Annotated in this window: 19 protein-coding genes; 8 read left to right on the top strand and 11 right to left on the bottom strand. The window is 64.4% G+C overall.

What is annotated here, in order from left to right:
* Window positions 1-31 precede the first annotated feature (31 nt).
* The 5 genes from ureE to BUS42_RS38955 all read right to left on the bottom strand — a co-directional run bounded on the left by ureE (window position 32) and on the right by BUS42_RS38955 (window position 4,278).
* Window positions 32-703: an urease accessory protein UreE gene (gene ureE, locus BUS42_RS38975; RefSeq protein ID WP_074316855.1), complete on the bottom strand. Its 672-nt coding sequence runs from the start codon at window positions 701-703 to the stop codon at window positions 32-34.
* A gap of 22 nt (window positions 704-725) precedes the next feature.
* A complete protein-coding gene (locus BUS42_RS38970; RefSeq protein ID WP_074316854.1) occupies window positions 726-2,447 on the bottom strand; it encodes an urease subunit alpha in 1,722 nt (573 codons plus the stop codon).
* 29 nt (window positions 2,448-2,476) lie between these two features.
* A complete protein-coding gene (gene ureB, locus BUS42_RS38965) occupies window positions 2,477-2,962 on the bottom strand; it encodes an urease subunit beta (RefSeq protein WP_074316852.1) in 486 nt (161 codons plus the stop codon).
* A 66-nt stretch (window positions 2,963-3,028) separates the two neighbouring features.
* Entirely contained in the window at window positions 3,029-3,331 is a 303-nt protein-coding gene (locus BUS42_RS38960) for an urease subunit gamma (protein WP_074316850.1), read from the bottom strand.
* Window positions 3,332-3,333: 2 nt separating this feature from the next.
* A complete protein-coding gene (locus BUS42_RS38955) occupies window positions 3,334-4,278 on the bottom strand; it encodes an urea transporter (RefSeq protein WP_074316847.1) in 945 nt (314 codons plus the stop codon).
* A gap of 261 nt (window positions 4,279-4,539) precedes the next feature.
* Between BUS42_RS38955 and BUS42_RS38950 the strand changes: the two genes are divergently transcribed.
* Together BUS42_RS38950 and BUS42_RS38945 are read left to right on the top strand one after the other, a co-directional pair.
* Window positions 4,540-6,291: a porin gene (locus tag BUS42_RS38950; RefSeq protein ID WP_074316845.1), complete on the top strand. Its 1,752-nt coding sequence runs from the start codon at window positions 4,540-4,542 to the stop codon at window positions 6,289-6,291.
* A gap of 483 nt (window positions 6,292-6,774) precedes the next feature.
* Entirely contained in the window at window positions 6,775-7,011 is a 237-nt protein-coding gene (locus tag BUS42_RS38945; protein WP_074316842.1) for a hypothetical protein, read from the top strand.
* Window positions 7,012-7,404: 393 nt separating this feature from the next.
* On the opposite strand, the gene BUS42_RS38940 is transcribed toward BUS42_RS38945, so the two are convergent.
* The 3 genes from BUS42_RS38940 to BUS42_RS38930 all read right to left on the bottom strand — a co-directional run bounded on the left by BUS42_RS38940 (window position 7,405) and on the right by BUS42_RS38930 (window position 10,424).
* Window positions 7,405-8,244 (bottom strand): sugar phosphate isomerase/epimerase family protein, encoded by an 840-nt coding sequence (locus BUS42_RS38940; RefSeq protein ID WP_074316838.1) that lies wholly within the window; start codon window positions 8,242-8,244, stop codon window positions 7,405-7,407.
* Window positions 8,245-8,333: 89 nt separating this feature from the next.
* A complete protein-coding gene (locus BUS42_RS38935) occupies window positions 8,334-9,542 on the bottom strand; it encodes a ribonuclease D (RefSeq protein WP_074316836.1) in 1,209 nt (402 codons plus the stop codon).
* A gap of 105 nt (window positions 9,543-9,647) precedes the next feature.
* Window positions 9,648-10,424 carry an alpha/beta fold hydrolase gene (locus BUS42_RS38930; protein ID WP_074316834.1) on the bottom strand — a complete coding sequence of 259 codons (777 nt, stop codon included), beginning with the start codon at window positions 10,422-10,424 and terminating at the stop codon, window positions 9,648-9,650.
* A gap of 263 nt (window positions 10,425-10,687) precedes the next feature.
* Here BUS42_RS38930 and BUS42_RS38925 point away from each other — a divergent pair, with 263 nt between their 5' ends.
* The 4 genes from BUS42_RS38925 to BUS42_RS38910 all read left to right on the top strand — a co-directional run bounded on the left by BUS42_RS38925 (window position 10,688) and on the right by BUS42_RS38910 (window position 14,450).
* Window positions 10,688-11,008 (top strand): hypothetical protein, encoded by a 321-nt coding sequence (locus tag BUS42_RS38925; protein WP_074317552.1) that lies wholly within the window; start codon window positions 10,688-10,690, stop codon window positions 11,006-11,008.
* Between the two features lie 83 nt (window positions 11,009-11,091).
* Window positions 11,092-12,402, top strand: coding sequence for a M20 metallopeptidase family protein (locus BUS42_RS38920; protein ID WP_074316832.1), 1,311 nt, complete (start codon window positions 11,092-11,094; stop codon window positions 12,400-12,402).
* Between the two features lie 61 nt (window positions 12,403-12,463).
* The gene (locus BUS42_RS38915; protein WP_074316830.1) at window positions 12,464-13,576 is read left to right on the top strand and encodes a D-TA family PLP-dependent enzyme; all 1,113 of its coding nucleotides are present in this window, start codon (window positions 12,464-12,466) and stop codon (window positions 13,574-13,576) included.
* Between the two features lie 85 nt (window positions 13,577-13,661).
* Window positions 13,662-14,450, top strand: a complete 789-nt coding sequence (locus BUS42_RS38910) for a class I SAM-dependent methyltransferase (RefSeq protein WP_074316829.1) — start codon at window positions 13,662-13,664, stop codon at window positions 14,448-14,450.
* A 266-nt stretch (window positions 14,451-14,716) separates the two neighbouring features.
* Here the strand turns inward: BUS42_RS38910 and BUS42_RS38905 are convergent, their stop codons facing one another.
* A complete protein-coding gene (locus BUS42_RS38905) occupies window positions 14,717-15,517 on the bottom strand; it encodes a TIGR03000 domain-containing protein (protein ID WP_074316827.1) in 801 nt (266 codons plus the stop codon).
* Between the two features lie 479 nt (window positions 15,518-15,996).
* On the opposite strand from BUS42_RS38905, the gene BUS42_RS46115 reads away from it, so the two are divergent.
* On the top strand, window positions 15,997-16,128 hold the full coding sequence (locus BUS42_RS46115) for a hypothetical protein (RefSeq protein ID WP_256386235.1): 132 nt from the start codon (window positions 15,997-15,999) through the stop codon (window positions 16,126-16,128).
* 202 nt (window positions 16,129-16,330) lie between these two features.
* On the top strand, window positions 16,331-16,834 hold the full coding sequence (locus BUS42_RS38895) for a hypothetical protein (protein ID WP_074316823.1): 504 nt from the start codon (window positions 16,331-16,333) through the stop codon (window positions 16,832-16,834).
* Between the two features lie 237 nt (window positions 16,835-17,071).
* On the opposite strand, the gene BUS42_RS38885 is transcribed toward BUS42_RS38895, so the two are convergent.
* Both BUS42_RS38885 and BUS42_RS38880 read right to left on the bottom strand, forming a co-directional pair.
* Window positions 17,072-18,415, bottom strand: coding sequence for a DUF362 domain-containing protein (locus BUS42_RS38885; protein WP_143206681.1), 1,344 nt, complete (start codon window positions 18,413-18,415; stop codon window positions 17,072-17,074).
* 185 nt (window positions 18,416-18,600) lie between these two features.
* Window positions 18,601-18,810, bottom strand: coding sequence for a hypothetical protein (locus BUS42_RS38880; RefSeq protein ID WP_074316817.1), 210 nt, complete (start codon window positions 18,808-18,810; stop codon window positions 18,601-18,603).
* Between the last annotated feature and the right edge of the window lie 179 nt (window positions 18,811-18,989).

Genomic DNA, 18,989 nt, shown 5'->3' with positions numbered 1-18,989 from the left:
ACGCGGGGATCGAGGTCACGGTGCCGCTTTCTCAATGGACATGGTCATGGTCATGATCGTGCTTCTGCCCAGGGTCGGGGGTGTCGTGCGAGTGGCTGAAGGTTTGCCCCTGGGCATCGACATGCTGATGGGTCTCGGGTTCGAGGACCGCGGCGACATGAGAATGGGGCGTTGCGTTCGCTCCCCCGAAGAGGCGTCGGGCCTCGTGAGGCGCGAGGTACGGGATGACCATGGACCCGGGGCGGAAGTCGTACGTGATCCCGACAAACGCATGCGTTTTCATGACCGAGGCCATCACCTGCCGGTCCACGGTCAGCGGTACATAGACCGTGGTCCCCTTCACGACGGCCGGCCAGTGCTGGTTGCCCAGGGCGTGGCCGAGCTCGAAGCAGGTGCGGGCGAGCGTTTCGGCGGGGTTGGCCAGCAACGCGTCGAGCTGGATGACCAGGACCTCCTTGAGGTGGATCCGGGTGGCAATTGCGGTGCGGGTCGCCTCGTCCCACCCCAGGATATCGCCGTCGTGCAGGTGGGAGTTCCGCTCCAGGGCGACCGCCACCTCAGTGCCTGCCTTCGTCTTGAGGCGGAATCGGTTCCTCTGCGCCTGCCATTGGTCGAGTTCCAGGAGATCGATCGTGGCGCCTTCCAGACGTTCCGCCCAAGCCGCGTCGCCGAGGTTACCAAGGCTCTTCTCGACCAGGATCATTGCGAAGCTCCGCGTTGAGGCGTCAACCGAAGAAGTGAAGCTGATTCAGGGCGATCGTTTTGGGGGGTGTCACCGTCAAGTGCACGCCGTCCACGGTCACGGCGAAGGTCTGCGGATTGACGTCGATCTTGGGAAGGAAGTCATTGCGAATCATATGCCGCTTGGTCAGGGTTCGAGTTCCGTAGACCGGCCGAACGATGCGTTCGAGGCCGTATTTCTCGGCAATCCCCCGCTCGTAGGAGACGCGCGAGACGAACGTGACGCAGGTCTTGGCCAGCGTCGATCCGAACGCGCCGAACATCGGGCGGTACATCATCGGTTGGCAGGTCGGCAGCGAGGCATTGGGATCACCCATGTTGCCCCAGACGATCATCCCGCCTTTGAGCACCAGCTTCGGCTTGGCGCCGAAGAAGGCGGGCTCCCAGAGGACCAGGTCGGCCATCTTGCCCGGCGCGATTGAACCGAGCATGTCGGAGATCCCCACCGTCAGCGTCGGATTGATCGTGACCTTGGCCACGAACCGAAGGACGCGGTTATTGTCGTTGCCCGAGTGAGCGTCTTCGGGCAACGGCCCGCGCGTCTTCTTCATGATGTCGGCGGTCTGGATCGCCCGCAGCCAGGTTTCGCCGACCCGGCCCATCGCCTGGGAGTCGCTGGTGATCATGGAGATCGCCCCCATGTCGTGGAGCACGCTCTCGGCGACGATCGTTTCGCCGCGGACCCGGCTCTCGGCGAACGCGACGTCCGAGGGAATCTTGGGGCTCAGGTTGTGGCAGACCATGATCATATCGAAAAGTTCGGCCACCGAGTTGACCCCGCACGGCAGGGTCGGGTTGGTCGAGCTTGGCAGGACGTTCGGCTGGCCGACGACCTTGAGCAAGTCGGGCGCATGGCCGCCCCCTGCCCCTTCGCTGTGATAGGTATGGATGGTCCGACCGTCGAAGGCGGCGATCGTGTCCTCGACGAATCCGGCCTCGTTCAGGGTGTCGGTATGAATCGAGACCGAGACGTCGTAGTTATCGGCGACCCGCAGGCAGGCGCGGATGTTGGCGGGGGTGGTGCCGTAGTCCTCGTGGATCTTGAACCCGGCCGCGCCCCCTTCGAGCTGCTCGACGAGCGGGCCGATGCCGGTGCTGTTGCCCTTGCCTTGGAAGCCAATGTTGATCGGCAACCCCTCCACGGCCCGGAGCATCATCTCCAGATTCCAGGGGCCGTTGGTGGTGGTGACCCCGTTGGTGCCGTCGGACGGGCCGATGCCCCCGCCCCAGAACGTGGTGATGCCGTTGCTGAGTGCGGACCAGACCTGTTGGGGACTGATGTAATGGACGTGCGCATCCATCCCGGCGGCGGTGAGGATCAGGTGCTCCCCGGCGATGGCGTCGGTGGCGGTGCCGGTGGTCAGGCCGGGCGTGACGTTGTCCATCGTGCTCGGGTTGCCCGCCTTGCCGATGCCGACGATCTTGCCGTTGCGGATCCCGACGTCGGCCTTGACCACCCCCAGGATCGGGTCGACCACCGTGACGTTGGTGATGACCATGTCGAGGCAGCCGGCGGCCTGCGTCACCTGGTTGTCTGACCCCATGCCGTCGCGCAAGGTCTTCCCGCCGCCGTATTGGAGCTCATCGCCGAAGGTCCGCAGGTCGCGCTCGATCTCGATGTAGAGCTCGGTATCACCCAGGCGGATTTTGTCTCCTACGGTCGGGCCGTAGAGGTCCACATATTGCTTGCGTGAGAGTTTTGACATGGTGAAAGACCCCTTCGCTGATCGTACCGTTAGGGCTTCGAGGACTTGAATCCGAGGGCGTTGGCCTTTGCCACGGCCGTCGTGAAATTCGGCCGATAATCGGTCGTCGGTCCCCCCCCGGTCCAACCATTGACCAGGTCATTGAACCCGAAGCAGTGCTGTTTCCCCCCCATCGGGATCAGCGGCACCGACTTCTGGTCCCCCGGCTCGAACCGGATCGCCGTGCCGGCGGGGATGTCCAGCCGCAACCCGAAAGTTGCGGGCCGGTCGAATTCCAGGGCGCGGTTGGTCTCGAAGAAGTGGTAGTGCGACCCGATCTGGATCGGCCGGTCGCCGGTATTCCGGACCTCGAGCGTGATCGAGGGTCGACCGACGTTCAACTCGATTTCGCCGCTGCCGAGGATCAGGCCGCCGACTGGGGCCGAGGTCTTGCTCGTCGATTGCGGCGCCGCGTCTGGATGCCGGAGCCAATCGCCCACGCCCGGCTCTTCCTGGGGAGTCTCGGAATCCGCCATCGGTATTCGCTCCTGAATCGTGCGTCTTCGGTTTCGGATTCGGATCGGAGGACGCTGAGGCGACGGCTACTTGATCGGGTCGTGGATCGTGACCAGTCGGCTACCATCGGTGAAGATGGCCTCGACCTGGACGTACGGGATCATCTCGACCACGCCCTCCATGACATCGGCCTTGGTGAGGATCTGGGCCGCCTCACCCATGACCTCCTCGACGGTCTTCCCTTCCCGGGCGCCTTCCATCGCCGCGGCGCAAAGGACGGCCATCGACTCGGGGTGATTGAGCTTCAACCCCTTGGCCCGTCGCTTCTCCGCGATCTCGGCCAACTGATAGACCAGCAGTTTTTCGATTTCGCGCGGGGTCAGATGCATGGTTAAGACACCTCCGCCTCGGGTTGGTCGACCCTCTGGACTTTTTTGCTTCCCACGCTCAGCGTCATTCCGAGTACGGGGTCCAGAGCGAGGAGTGCCAGGACGATCCAGGACGCGATGACGAACGGGGCCGTCAGCGCGGGGACGCCCAGCGCTTTGGGAAAGAACTCCGTGATCGGCACCGAGACGACCGCGGCCAGGATCGACAAGGCGAGCGACGATCGCGACAGCCAGATCGCCATCGCGGCCAAGGACGCGTTATAACCGTAGAGGCCAATTGAGATCGAACCCGACGGGTCGTTGTGGTAGATCGCCTGCAAGGTGCCGACGACCGAGCCGATCAATGCCAACAAGGCGTGTCGCCAGTTGCTCAGCGCAATGCCCGCCAGGAACAGGATGCCGGTCACGGCGCTCGATCCGAGCATGACTTCGGCCTCGCCTGCCAGAACCGATTCGACAAACCCGACCGGCGTGCGCGGGGTGGGGGGAGGGATCGTGTCGAGGCTATGGCCCGATACGCCATGCAACAGGGCGAGCGCCAGCCAGGTCACCAGGACGAACGGGGCCGTGTACGTCGGAAACGACATGAATTGCCGCGCCAACCGGGTGACGATCGATGCCAGGGCGGACCCGAGAACCAACAAGACCCAGGTGGTGGGCACCGGACGGAGCAGCACCAACAGGGCCAGTCCCACCAGCGCGGAGTTAAACCCGTAGATGCCGTCGCCGATCTCGATTCGGTCGTACTTCAGGATGATAGCAACACCCGTGCCAATCGCGGATCCGAGGATCGCGCCGAGGGCCACGAGCGGCGAGCCGACCGCGAGGCCGATGACGAAGAGCAAGCCGGTTCCCGCGTGGGGCTGAAACATGACTTGCGCGACGCCTCGAAGCACGACCAGAGTCGAGGTCCAGGCGATCCCGTGCTGCCATCCGCCTCGATCCATGGAATTCTCGAGTTGCACCTGGGCTCCCCCCTGCGAATCTCATCAACAAGAAGTGCTGTTCGGATCTCGCATGGCCTTGAGGTAACCGAACAATATAGGCTCGTCTGCCCGGTCAAACCAGAGTCTCTCGCCACCATTCTTTGAAATTACGCCATTTACCGTCAAGCGATTCGGTTGGAGCAGTCGATGTAATCGGAAGAATCGGTATTCTGGTTCGGTCGGCATCCTCCCTCACCTCTGGAACCGGGGATGTGGTTGCGTATGGACACTTCGCCCGTCGCGCGGGAACGGTCACCGGTTCGGTCGGAACTTCCGATCGTCCGCACGTTTTGTCTGCTCCTGGGGCTGGCCCTCGCGGCCGTGGGCCAGGAGCCACCCCCGTCGTCCGTCCCCACGGCGCCGGCTGCTGCTGCGGAGGTCGGGGCTCCGTCGAACGCGGAGCTCGCCGAGCAACTCCGGCTGCTCCGATCCGAGGTGGCCGAGACCCGCGCCCTCAAGGCCGAGGTTCAGCAGCTCCGCGGCATCGTACAGTCGATGGGCGTCCAGCCGGGCCCCGGCCCCGGTGGCGCGACCTCCCCCGCGGTGCGCGGCGGCTCCGGTCCTGCTCCTGCCGCGTCCACCGGCCTGGGCGGCGTCCGCGAGGGAACGGCTTCCGAATCCCAGGGGGTCTCGAACGGCGTGCCCGAGCGGTTCCACTCCGGGGCCTTCACCAGCCGCGACGACCCTGGGGCCAGCACTGAGCGGTTCGGCATTAAGGGCCGGTACAAGTACAACGATAAGGCCACCGGCCCGCTGGGCGGCGGCGGCTACTTCTCGTTCAGCTCGCCCGACGACGAGTTTTCGCTCAACGTCACCAACCAGATCACGGTCGACGGCACGTTCATCGACCGCGCCCGGCTCCAGACCACCGAGCAAGGGTTCAACGTCCCATTTGCGCGTTCCTTTATTTATGGCAACATCACCAAGGATTGGAGCTACCAGGTCGGTGTCCAGGGCTTTCTGGGAACGTTCAATCTCCTCGACCTGTTCCTGGCCTGGCATATCAATGACTATGTGACGCTCCGGGCCGGCAAGGGCCTTGCTCCGCCCCTCTACGAGTATTACGCGTTCAGCCCGGCGCTCGAACCGGTCATTACCAACTCGCCGCTCTACCAGTTGGCCGCCAAGCGTCCGCTCGGCCTGATGTTCACCGGTAACCTCTGGAAGAACCGGATCCAATGGTGGTCTGGGATCAGCAACAGCGGCACCAGCCTGTTCGGCAATCTCGACCGCAATCAAGACTACAATGGCGCGGTCGACTTCACGCCGTTCCGCGGTGAAGGTTGGGAGGAGACGGTTCTCGAAGGGCTCGGCGGCGGTGTCGGGTTCTCCGGCGGGAAACAGGAATACTTGCTCAATCAACAGGGCGTCTCGATCTCCAACAATGGCGAGGCCACCACGAACCCGGCGTTCTCCACGGTCCTGGGCATTCCGTTTTCCACGTTCCATTCCAATGTCTCCGCCAACGGAATGCGCAGCGTATTCTCACCGCACGTCTACTGGTACGGTCGCCTCAGCCTGCTGGCTGAATACATCAACTTCAGCCGTGCCTTGACCGACGGCACAACCTCGGGCCGCTCTACCCAGCGCGGTTATTACGTCAACGCCTCCTACTGGCTGACCGGCGAGCGCGACTTCATGGGCAACGGCTTCCAGGGGTACTCCACCGTCACCCCCCTCCACCCCTTCATCCCCAGCAAGCATATGTACGGCCCAGGGGCCTGGCAGATCGCCGCCCAGTGGTCCGAGTTGAACGCGGGAACCGGCGACGTCGCCCGCGGCTTCGTCGATACGTCACGGTCGACCAACCGGATGAACAACTTCATGGTCGGCCTCAACTGGTGGCCCAATCAATACACCCGACTCAGCTTCGACTACGTCACGACCAACTTCAACAACCCGATCCCCCTCAGCGGCCGAAGCCCGGTCGACGGCTACCAAACCTTTTGGATGCGGTTCGCGATGTTCTTCTGACCGATCCCGACCTTTCGCACTATCCAAAAAAAATGCTGAAATGTGAGCATGAGCATTTCATGTCATTCGGGCGGGGCCGCTCGGCGCGGTCGTCAGCGACCGCCGTCGGGGTGGAAGCGGCGGTCCCGACCCTTGAGAATCGGTGCGGCGTGCTTGACAATGGATCAACCGTGACCTAGATATCCATGATGGGGAGGTCGGTCGAACGCTTCCCCTTCGCGTGTCGACGAGCGGGTTCGGAGTGGCCAGTAGTCAGCTTCAGTTCTCACTTATAATGGTCGATGCCACGTCACGAAATTACCGGCGTATTCGTTCGATGGATTCGTCTTGGTTGGGGACTTGAATTGGCGGTGTTTCGGAACGCTTTCCTCGCTGGCCTTTATGTCAAGAAAAGGGAGTGGGGAGGAGCCCGAGCGGCGAAGATCAGGCCGCCAGACTGTCCGCTGGTAGCCACAAGGTTTGGGGTCTTCGAGAAGAGAGGTCATGATGGATTCGGTGTTCGTTGCCATGGACCTGGTCCGCCTGCCGCTCCGCTTCGATGAATGTTTGGACATCCATTGCGAGAAGTGCGACGAAGAGTTGGAGCGACACCAGCTTGATATCGAACTTCCAGGCCGGATGCTGGGGACCTGCGAGTTGTGTAAGGCCTGGTATTTGATCGATTTGGAGGGGGGAGTCATGGTCCTCCTGCCCGACGAATCGGACCTACGCGGGATCTGATCGCGGCTCGTTTGAACGCGAAGATACGTTCTCACCCTCGCCGGCCAAAAATCTTGGAGGGTGGGCATGGCCCACCTGGTTTCGCCGCCGCGAACGAGGAGTGCCCTCGCCTCTCGAGCCGCTTGTCAAAGTGCGTGGTGGATCGCGGCCCCTTTGATTTCTGTTGGGCGGGCCGTAGCTTTCCCGGCAAGAAAGCGAAAACGAAGAGGGTGGGCCGTGCCCACCCTGCAAGTCACCGTCGTACCGACGCGACCGCGGTTAACCCTCGAATGGCCCATGTCCGGGTGGCTCGGCGTCTGATCCACCCGAACGTAAACCGCTGGAGGCCGGGGCCACAGCCTGGCAGCCGGCCAGACTTGCGTTCACTTCAACACGCCAAACCTTTGGCCCGAATCAATGGTAGCCGCAGGCGCGGAGGTGCGCGACACTCCGGGCGACGCGTTCATGACGGCCCTCGAGTCCCGGTTCGGGCTCGTCTTTGATCCCCTCGATCTCGATCGTATAGGGGCCGGCGAAGCCGACGCCGTCAAGAATTTCGCGGATCCGCGTGAAGTCCACCGCGCCACCGTCGCCGACGGCGGGGAAGTACCAGTCCTCGAAACCCCCACGGCTATCCTTCACGTGGACGTTGCGGACGAGGTGCTTCACCTTCTCGAGTTCGTCGGCCGGGTTCACGCCGTCGTTGTAGTAGCCGATATTGCCGGTATCGAAGTTGAGGCGCACCTGGGGATGGTCGAGCTCGTCCATCAGCGCGAGCATCGCCTCCGCGTTCTGGGTCGGCCCTTTGTGGGTCTCGAGGGCGACCGTAATCCCGAGTTCTCCCGCCGTGTCGCCGATCTGCCGCAAGTGGTCGATCACCGTCTTGCGCTCGGCGGCGTCGGCCGGCTGGCCGGCCCCTGAGATCACCAGCGGGACGGCGAACCAGTGCCCCGCGAATTGGATCCGGCGTTGGGTGAGCTCGAGCCCTTCGCGGGTCCGGATATCGGCGCCTCCCACGTTGCAGCCGCTGACCTTGACCTCATGCTTGGCCAGGTGGTCGCGGAACGACTGGGCCGTGGCGTCGTCGGCCTTCTCGGTGACCACGACCGAGTCGGGGATCACCAGGCCACCGAAGTTGTGACCGCGAAGGGCCAGCTCGAGATGATCGATGCCCGCGTCGCGGATGCGCTCCACGGCCGTCCAGACGCCCGCGGCGCCGTAGCAGTTGGTGAAGCAGCTCAAGATCCGTTGCACGTCTCGACCTCGCTCGTCTGAATGATGGGAAAGAAACTGGGAAACCGCGATGGAGCTGGATCGGAGGCAAACGCAGGCGAGCGACCGGGCTAGCTCGACCGGCGGTCCGCGGGCGGCTCGAGGACGACGGGGACGTCGGCCCGTGGGTCGGCCACGCGAAGCACGCAGCGGCCGGAGAGCACGTCGAGGAGCGGTTTGCCACAGACCTCGGCACGCCAACCTTCCGCCAGTTCGGGGCGGAAGGAGTCGGGGCAATTTTGGGAGTGCCAGCGAATCAGGTCTTTGAGGTCATTCGAGGTCCCGACGAGTCCGGCGGCCACCCGCGCCTGGGCGCAGCATTGGGCGAGAGCCGCGGCGAGCAGGTTGACCACCATCGTCAGCCCTGGGCCGTCATCATGGCGGTCGGGCGGCTCGGGTAAATCCTCGGGCTCAACCAGTTGGGCGCTAGCGATCACGGCCAGGAGATCGGCCGCCCGGCTCAGGAGGTGGGGCCGGTTGAAGTCGCGGAGCGCCTCGAGGTCGCGCCGGCTCGACGGCTGCCGCTTGGCGATCGCCACGAGCAGGTCGTCGCGGAGCAGTTGGCGAATCGGGCGATTCGACCGTCGGGCTTCCGCGAACCGCCATTCGGCCAGGCGGCGGGCCGCTTCGAGGCCGCGGCGATTGAGCTGATGGAGCCCGGGAAGCCGTCGCCAGCGCTCTTCCTCGACGCGATTCTGGATGCTCGAGACGAATTGGGCGAACTCACCCTCAGCCCAATCCACCCGCCCCAGTTCTTTGAGCTGGGAGCCGAGCAGGTCGGCCAGGTCGAGCAAGTAGCGCACGTCATCGAGTGCGTACCGAAGTTGGGCCGCGGTGAGCGGACGCCGCCGCCAGTCGGTCCGGGTCTCCCCTCCGGAGACGGTGATCCGGAGCGCCTGGCCGATCAGGTTCACCAGCGAGAGCGGGTAGCCGAAACCGACGAGTCCGGCAGCGATCTGCACGTCGAAGACACGGCGAGGGACGGTGCCGGTCTTGAACCGGCAGATCCGCAGATCCTCGCTCGCCGCGTGCATCACGACCTCAATGGTCGGGTCGATCACCAGGGCCCAGAACGAGGAAAGGTCCTCGATCGCGAGCGGGTCGATCACCGCCAGCCGATCCCGAGTCGCCACCTGGATCAGGCAGAGGACCGGCTCGAACGTTTCCTCGGAGACGAACTCGGTGTCGAACGCGAAGCGTCCTGAGGCACGTAAGTGATCGACCAGCTCGCCGAGCGCCGCCGGAGTCGCGATCAACGGTTCTTCAGTCGCGTCCGCCATCGGATCTCGGTCTGCTCAAGCCTAGAATTTTGTCGCAAATCACCCGCTAGCGACGAATTATCTCGGCTTCGCGTTCAGGATGCAAGGGCCGGCTCTCTCCTTCGTTCAAGGGAGACTGGCGAGAAAGCGCAAGATCGCGGTATTACTGGCCGACGGGTTCTCCAGTGGGGCAAGGTGTCCGGCGTTGGGGATGATCTCGAACTGGGCCCCGGGGATTGCTTCCGCCATCGTTCGGGCCTCGGCGGGCGGTGTGATCGGGTCGTCCTCCCCGACCAGGACCAAGGTCGGCACGTTGATCCGGGCGAGGTCGCTGGTCCGATCGGGGCGGGCGGCCATCCCTCTCAGGGCCCCTGCCACGGCACGGACCGGGGTTTTCTCCATCATCTGGCGGATCGGTTCGATCCGATCGGCATGATGACTCCGGGTCATCTCGGAGAAGAGCTTGTGGAGCATCGCGTCGATGACGGGGACGTTGCTCCGGCTCGACTCGACCGTGTTCGCCAGCTCGAGCCGCGCGTTCGCCGTCGCCGTCGAGTCGGCCCCCGCCCGGGTGTCCATGAGCATCAGGGCGCGAACCCGCTCGGGGTGGCGGGCGATCAGGGAAAGGGCGATGTACCCACCCATCGATAGGCCACCGAGCACGACCGGCTCCTTGAGCTGAAGCGCGTTGAGCAGGTCGAGGACGTCGTCGGCCATTTCGTCCATCGTGTAGATCCCGGTCGGGGCGGCCGTGCGGCCGTGGCCGCGAAGGTCGGGGGCGATCACACGATAGAGCGAGCCGATTTTTGCCAGCTGCGCTTTCCACATCGAATGATTGAGCGGAAAGCCGTGGAGCAGGACCACCACCGGGCCTGGGCCGTCATCTTCGAACGCCAAGAGCATTGGGAGAGTCCCCAAGGGGAAAAAAAAGGGGCGGCGAGTTCGCTCGCGAGAGGAATTCTCAGACCGCGACGGTGCGCGGATCGGCGAGTCGGACCTTCGTCACGGAATCCTTTTTTTAAGAATCCGTTCAGGCAAACGCCATGCCAGCGTGTTGTCCGTTGCGAGACGATGGCGTCCGACGCGCCTTCGCCTTACAATCGTTGAGGGAAACTGGCGATTGCGATTCCATGTTGAAGCCGAACTCACGACCGGACTCGATTCTCATGCCGACACCGAACGAATTGTACGACCAGGCCGTGGATCTGCGCGACGGCGGCGACAAGCCCGGAGCCATCCTCAAGCTGGAAGAGGCCGTGGCGTTGGACGCGACTTATGCCATCGGCCACGGCATGCTTGCCAAGCTCTATGCGGATCTCGCGGAATCCGACAAGGCGATCGAGCACGCCAAGAAGGTGGTCGAGCTCGAACCGGACGATACCTTCAGCTACACGGCTCTCTCCGTCATCTATCAGCGCTGCGGCAAGATTCCCGAGGCGGAACACGCCAAGGCGCTTGCCTACAACAAGCAGATGGGATTGGACTGACCGCTCCCCGAAGTTCGTACCTCTCCTCCGATCCGTACGCACAAACAATCGCCGTCGTAACCGCCCTGTCACGGAGCATGCCGATGCCCTCTCTGCGCGTCTGGTTGGTCTCGATCGTCCTGCTCGCGCCGACGGCCGGCTCCGCGAACGGGGCGAGCCCGTACGACGCCTGGTTCCAGGCCAACCAAAACGATTTGGTGGCACTCTACACTCACCTGCACACCCACCCTGAGCTTTCCTTCCAGGAAGTCAAAACGGCCGAGCGGATCGCCGACGAGCTGACCCAAGCCGGAGCCGTGGTCACGACCGGCGTGGGGAAGCTTGGAGTCGTCGGGATCCTCAAGAACGGGCCGGGGCCGACCGTCCTGATCCGGACAGACCTCGATGCCTTGCCCGTGGCCGAGGAGACCGGCCTGCCCTACGCGAGCAAGGCGACCGCGCTTGACCTGTCCGGCAAGCCTGTAAGCGTGATGCACGCCTGCGGTCATGACATCCATATGACTTGTCTTGTTGGTGTGGCTCGCTGGTTGGCCACGCATAAGGACCAGTGGGCGGGAACCGTATTGTTGATTGGCCAGCCCGCCGAGGAGATGATCGGTGGGGCGAAGGCCATGCTCGACGACGGCCTCTACACCCGGTTTCCCAAGCCCGACTTTGCCCTGGCTTTGCACGTGACTCCCGACCAGGCGACCGGGACCGTGGCCTATACGTCGGGCCCTGCCCTGGCCGGCTCCACGGCGGTCGACGTCCTGATCAAGGGGAAGGGAGGCCATGGCGCCTCGCCTCACTCGACCGTCGATCCGATCGTGTTGGCCGCGCTGGCGATCGTGGATTTTCAGACGATCGTGAGCCGTGAGATCAACCCGATTCATCCGGCGGTCTTGACCGTCGGCTCGATTCACGGGGGGACGAAGCACAACATCATCTCGAACGAGGTGAAGCTCCAGTTGACCCTCCGCGCCTATCGCGACGACGTCCGCGACCAGTTGATCGAAGGCATCAATCGCCGGGTGAAGGGACTGGCTCAGGCGCATCAGGCCCCGGAGCCGGTCGTCAGCCTCGTGGAAACCACGCCCCCGACGATCAATACGCCGAGTCTGGTCGCGCGGATTCTCCCGGTCCTGATCGAGACCCTCGGCGCACCGAATGTCAAGGAAGTCGAGCCGGTCATGGGCGCCGAGGATTTCGGCCTCTATGGCCGGGACGGGGTGCCGACCTTCATGTTCCGCCTGGGTACAACCCCGCCGCAACGCATCAAGGAGGCGAAAGCGAAGGGGGAATCGCTCCCCTCGCTTCACTCTTCGCTCTACCACCCCGACCCCGCGCCGAGCATCCAAACCGGGATCCGCGCCATGACGGCCGCCGCCTTGGAACTCATGCCGGCCAAACCTTGAACCCACCCGAACCCGCCGCTGTTCCCCTGACTGGGCCGAACTCCCGAAGAAGGGCACGTTGATGGATTCCCGCTATCGTTTGAACGAGACCTCGCGACTGCTCAGTCCGTCGCTCTTGATCTTCCGGACGATTCTCGAGCAGAACCTCGAGGCGATGATCGCGCTCGCCGGGAGCGCCGATCGGCTTCGTCCCCACGTCAAGACGCACAAGATGGCCGAGATCGTTCGGCTGGTGGAACGGAAAGGGATTCACAAGCATAAGTGCGCCACGATCGCCGAGGCCGAGATGATCGCCCGGGCCGGAGGGACCGACGTGCTGCTCGGCTATCCGGTCGTCGGACCGAACATCGACCGCCTCGCCCGTCTGATCCGCGGGTTCCCCGAGACCCAGTTTCGAGTCCTCGTGGACCATCCCGACTCGGCCCGCGCCTTGTCGGCTGGCGTCGAGGGAATCGGCAAGCCGCTCCCGGTCCTGATCGACCTCGAGGTCGGCATGGGTCGGACCGGGATCGACCCCGGTGCGGGGGCGGAGGAACTGGCGACGCTGATCGAGCGGTTGCCGAACCTCGTCCTCGATGGACTACACGCCTACGACGGCCACATTCAGGAGGCCGACCCGGACGAGCGCAAGCGGATCGCCGCGCCTGGGATCGAGAAGACGCTCCGGCTCCAGGAGCGGCTCAAGCAACGCGGGATCGAGGCGCCGCGGCTGGTTTTGGGCGGAACCCCGACCTTCCCGGTCCATGCGGCCTTGGATCGACCGGGCGTCGAGTGCTCGCCGGGCACCAGTGTCCTCCATGACAATGGCTACGCGACCAAGTTTCCCGACTTGCCGTTTGTTCCGGCCGCCCTGCTCCTGACCCGGGTTATCAGCCATCCTCGTCCCGGTCGTCTCTGCCTCGACCTCGGTCACAAGGCGGTCGCCGCCGACCCCGTCGGCGCCCGCTTGACCCTGCTCAACATCCCGGAGGCGACTCTCGGCGGCCAGAGCGAAGAGCATCTCGTCGTCGAGACCCCGCAAGCGGGCCAGTTCCCCCCCGGCACCGCAGTCCTGGCCATCCCCACCCACATCTGCCCGACCTGCGCTCTGCACCGGCGGGTGTACGTGATCGAAGACGGAGCGCTTGTCGATGAGTGGGACGTCACGGCCCGCGATCGATCGATCGGGTTCTGACTCGCGCGAAACATCGGCATGCGATTGAGGGGGCGGCACAGTCGCGCAGGAGCCCCCTCGCCGAGAGGAGTCCGATGGAGTTCGCATGATCACGACTTGGTCCGAGGGGATTGCCGATGGTCATATGGATGAGGGGATCCTCGTCGCGACCGGTGCGATTGTCCGAAGGCACCCCTGGTGGCACGCCCGCGCGAAGCTGACCCTCACCCTGCTGGAGCGGCTGGGCATTCGACCACCGGCCAAGGTGCTCGATGCCGGCTGCGGCTGGGGCGTCACGCTCGAGGCCCTCGAGGCCAAAGGCTACGCCCCGCGCGGCCTCGACGTTTCGCCTTCGATCCTCGCCAAGCTCGACCGGCCCGACCGCAGGCTGATCGAGGCCGACCTCACCCGCCCACTCCCCAACGATGTGGAGACCTTCGACGTTGTGATCGCGCTCGACGTGATCGAGCACCTCGATGACGATCGCGCGGCGGTGGCAACGCTCGGCCAGCTCGCGAAGCCGGGGGGCGGCCTCGTGATCGTCAGCGTCCCGGCTCGGCCCGACCTCTTTTCCGAGTTTGACGCGATCCAGGGACACCGTCGCCGTTACCTCCCCGACGGACTGCGCCGGGCGTTCGACGAGACCGGGCTCGAGGTCGAATCCGTCTTCTGGTGGGGCGCCTGGATGGTCCCGATCCTCAAGCGTCAGCGTGCGAGGAACAAGGCAGAGGCGGGCGAGTCGCCGGCCGACGTCTATCGCCGCCACCTCCGCGTTCCGATCTGGCCCGCGCCATTGTTACTCAAGCTCGCCTTCGCGGTCGAACAACCGAGGGCACTCGCCGCAACACTTGAGACCGGCACCTCGTTGTTCGCGATCGCCCGACGCAATGGGTGAACCAGGCGGCGGCCCCGTTGATCTCGTATGACGATGAGTGTTAGCGTGTTGATGATGATTTCTTTTTTGCGTGAACAGTTGCGTTGGCATAAATGCTGGCCTGGCCACGACAGGATCCGAGGCGATCCCATCGGTGTGTCGGACCGACAATAGCAAAATCACGACCTCCCCAGCCGTCGGCGCTTGCCTCGGCGTTACGCGATTCGCGACAATGAGCCACCGGACAAACCTGAGCGAGAACCGCGCCGACGAGAGAACGTGGCAAGTCAATGGCCACGGAGCGTCTCCGCCTTCCACAGATAGACGTTGAACTGGCCCCGCTCAGTATCAACCACGGTCTGCTCGTCAGGCTTGACGTCGGCCATCCGGTGCGCGACCGAAATCACGCGCGCGCCCGGCCGCAGCTTCCGGAGTTGCGGCAACAATTTGGCGTTGAGGCGCGGCAGCAGGTAGAGGGTGACGATGGTCGGCTCTTTGCTCAGGTCGAGTGTGAAGACGTCACGCTTTTCGATCGTGACCAGCCGCTCTACGCCGTGCTTGCGCACGTTGGCGAGGGAATCCTTGACGCGTTCGGGATCGATATCGAAACCGCACGCCTTGCAGGCGTACTCCTTGGCCGCCGTCACGGGGATGCGTCCGTCGCCGCAGCCGAGGTCCCAGACCACGTCCGTGCTGGTTACCTTGGCCAGCCGCAGCAGCGCATCGACCACCTTCTGTGGCGTCGGCTCATATTCGACGTCGGTTATGGGCCGTTTGCCCGGCTCGCGCAGGTCGATCGATTCGAAGTCGCCCGGCCGAACGTCGATCCGGCGTGCCACCGTTCGCGGCCCGTTTGGACCGGGAATGATCGCCTCGATGGTGTAGGTGTAATTGCCCGGCGGCAGTGGCGGCGACTCGAAGCGGCGTATCAGCCCCTTGGACTTCGTCTCCTGCCCTTCGATAAACAGGCGGGCGCCCTCCGGCAGAAAGACCTCGACCGTGATGGTCTTCTGATACTCCTGCGCGAACATGTCCGCCGGGATCAGGCAAGCAAACAGGCCCGCCGCCAGAATCAAGTTGCGCCACATGGAAAACACCTTCTCTGTTGGGAGTGCACGAAATCTGGCCTCGGCAAGTGTCTTCAAAACGCCGGTGCCTGGACTCCCAAAAGGCTGAGGTATCGTTACGCCGCCTGCTCATGCGCTCTGACTGGAGTGGTACCTGTTCGGGAATCGCTCGGGTTACCCCCAGCCTACCATTTGCCTGGCAGCTTCCCGTGCTTCGACTTCAGTCGGGACGTTGGCATTCGGCCGGAGGATCGCCGGCCGCCCTCCGATCTTACCGGGATTTCCTCGACCCCTTGGCCGCGGCCGATAAGACGCATTTTCCCGGGTCGGGTCCGCACTTCCACTCCTGGGCAAATCGCCGCGATGGGACCGAGCGAACGCATCGTTGCATCGCCTCGCGAGTCTCATTACGATCGCGACAGATCGACCCTCCGATCATACCGATCTCGGCCTGTCCGACGATCGATGGCGGGAGGGTCGAAGTCGACGGGAGGCCTCCGATGTTCGTCACGTTCGCCTGGTTGATGGCGATCCCCGCCGTCGCCGTCGATGACCCGCCCCGGACGATCGAGGGCGTGGCCCGATTCGCCGGTACCTCGCCGGGCCGTTCCCCAGCGGCCCGGCGACCATGACGAGGTGATATAATCGGGCCAGAGTTCGCGTTCCATGATTGCCTCCCGGTAGTGATTAGCCACCTACCTTAAGGACATCACAGACGCGAGCTCCTTTCAAATCAACCCTTTACTACCTCGATGAAATTTCCTCTTTAGGCTGGGGATTCTTACACGTTGACCTCCGCACGATCCGAGTCCCCGAACCAACCAGGACGGCCCGATGACACCCCGATCCCGCCCCCTCCTCGCCTTGGCCCTCGCGTTCCCGCTTGCCGTCCTCACCGCCGGCTGTGAGGAGAAGGCGAAGCGCATGGCCGCACCGACCCGTGAGACCCTCCACAAGACCACGCAGGACGTCCGCGACCTCCAGCCCGAACTCATGGCGGGCGGGCAGACCACCGACGGCAAGATCCACTCGACCGACTACCTCACCGTCCAGGCCGACGCCTACCGCACCAGCGTGGGCAACATTGCCAAGATGAAGGTCAAGATGGACATGGACGCCTACGAGGCCCTCAACGGCGAGAAGATCAAGACGTACGCGGAGTTCATGGATCTGATCATCAAGAAGGGCAAGCCCGACGGAATCCAGCTCCCGATGCTCCCCTACTACCAAGAGTACGGCTACGACCCCGAGACGCGGGAGCTCGTCGTCATCGAATACCCGGAGAAGAAGAAGCAGAAGGAGGCCATGCAAGACAGGGAGCTGGGCCGGACGAAGTGAGGTCGCGGGGGCAAGATTTCCCGCCGAATCCTCACCGGCTCCTCCTATGGGGCGGCCCGGTCTTCAGCGAGAAAGTGCTGTTGTTCTCGATGGCGACCTGACGCTGGAAGCGCACGAAAACGATGTCGGCAGGATGACCGGGAGGCGGGATCGCGTCTCGGCCATCCTTGCGCCGCTCATCATCGTCGGCAGGCTTCGGGATCCGGAAGGTCCCGTCGCGCAAACTCCGGTCGCCGTTCAGTGCGACCCCCAGTAGCGGTCGACGTCGAGATATCCCTCCACGTCGAAACGGAGGGGCTCGGGCTCCTGGACGACGCGTGCGTTACCACCGGGCGGGAGAGCGGCAATCAAACCGGGTGAGACGAGCAGTCGGGTCATCTCCAGGGTGCTGTCGATGAGCGCCGCGCGGACACCGTTCGGTCCCGACGGGCAGACGGCGAGCGCGAGCTCGAGGGCGCGCCGATCGCTCTCGCAGACGATCGGCCGGTGGGCCTGGTTGGGGGTGAGCGCGGAAAGACAGTTGACCGCCGTCCGCTCCCAGTTCACCGCCTCGTCGAAGCGGCGGGTGATGAACTGGCACATGCCGACGCCGATGGCGTTGCCGTGACTTCCTTCGGTCAGGCGGCCGCCGATGATCGTGTGAATTCGCGGCATCGCGGGCTTCCAGGGCTTTCCCTGCTCGTAGCCATAGGGTGATCGCCCGATCGCCTTCGTGTGCATCCCCTGGCCGGATTTGTCCTTTCCCAGAAAGGCACAGTAGAGGAGATCGAGATCCATCACGGGCAGCGCGGGCATCAGGAGCTTCGAGCGGCCGAGCGCGGCGGCTTCCGCGGCGAAGAATTGGTCCACAGTCACCACGGGAACGCCGAGGATCTCGGCGGTCTCGTCGCAGGCATTCTCGATGATTCCCAGCCCGCCCGCAATTTTGACCTCCGTTCCGCTGATCGTCCGTCGCGCGGCCAGTTCGATCGCAGCGCCGAGGCCGATCCGCGGAATATGTCGGTGCATCTCAATCGCGCGCATCTTGGACAGCCCCAGGGCGAGGATCTTCGCGAACCCGGACTCGAGTCCGAAGAACCCCGCGGGCGGCGGTACCGGCCAGTCGATGTCGGTGTGCTCCTTCACCCGGTTCAACAGCACGACGCAATCGCACGCCAGGGCATCCTCCGAGACGTGGACCTCGACATGGTCCACGGTGGCGATCTGCCGTGTGTCCATCCGCGAGTGGATGGCGGCTCCGACCGCCGCCTCAGTCACGCCGCGGGACGCCGCCATGTCGCGTTCACCGGCCTCGGTCCCACCCCCATGCGTGCCCATGGCGGTCAGGACCCGGACCTCCTTGCACTCTGACTTGAGAAAGTCGACCGCCGCTCGAACCACGGTTTGGATGTCGCGGATGCCGCGGCTCGGCATGGTCAGTCCCACGACCTTGTTGCGCAGGACGGCTGGGACCGGGAAAAGCTTCCTCATCTCCCGGAACACCGCCGCGGACACATCCCGTTCGCGCGGCCGGGCAAACGTCTGCTCCAGGACACCGAACGGCGGTAAAGCCGTCACTCGCGGGCACAGAGAGGTATCCATGAGCGTTCCCCGAATCCGATCGATGAAGAGAACAGTCGGTGCTTTTTCTCACGTTAAGGAAGGACGCTTGCGACGGATCGATGGTGGGCATCGTCCGCCACAAGTAGGGAGAGGGTTCGACCGAGCGCTCACCCGCACGCGCCAAGCTCGAGGCGACGACCCGATCACCAACGGACTCCGGCGTCCTACGGCCCGACGTGTACCGTCGCGCTGGGGGGCGACTCGTTGCCGGCCGCGTCCAGGAAGGTCAGAGTATAGGTGTGCGGCTCGCTGGCGTCCACTTCGAGGCCGTGGGCCCGCAGGGGTATCGGCGTGGAATCGCGGCCCGTGGCGAGGGAGTCCGCGGGCTTGAGGCCGAGTTCCTTCCAGGGCCGGCCGTCGCGCTGGACACGCACGACGCGGTGGCCGCCATCGAGCGCCGGGCCGATCCGCCAGCCCAGCCTCGCGGTTTTCCCGAGGGGCGCTCGACGAACAACTCGGGTGGCGCGAGCCGGGGGTTCACCGGACGCAGCGTGCCATGCTCGGAGAACTCGCGCCAGCGCTCCGCCAGGTCGGGGGTGGGCCTGGGCCGACG

This window comes from Singulisphaera sp. GP187, from assembly GCF_900129635.1.
Classification (GTDB): domain Bacteria; phylum Planctomycetota; class Planctomycetia; order Isosphaerales; family Isosphaeraceae; genus Singulisphaera.
The sequence above is the reverse complement of the archived record's forward strand: the minus strand, read 5'-3'. Positions and strand labels throughout refer to the sequence as shown.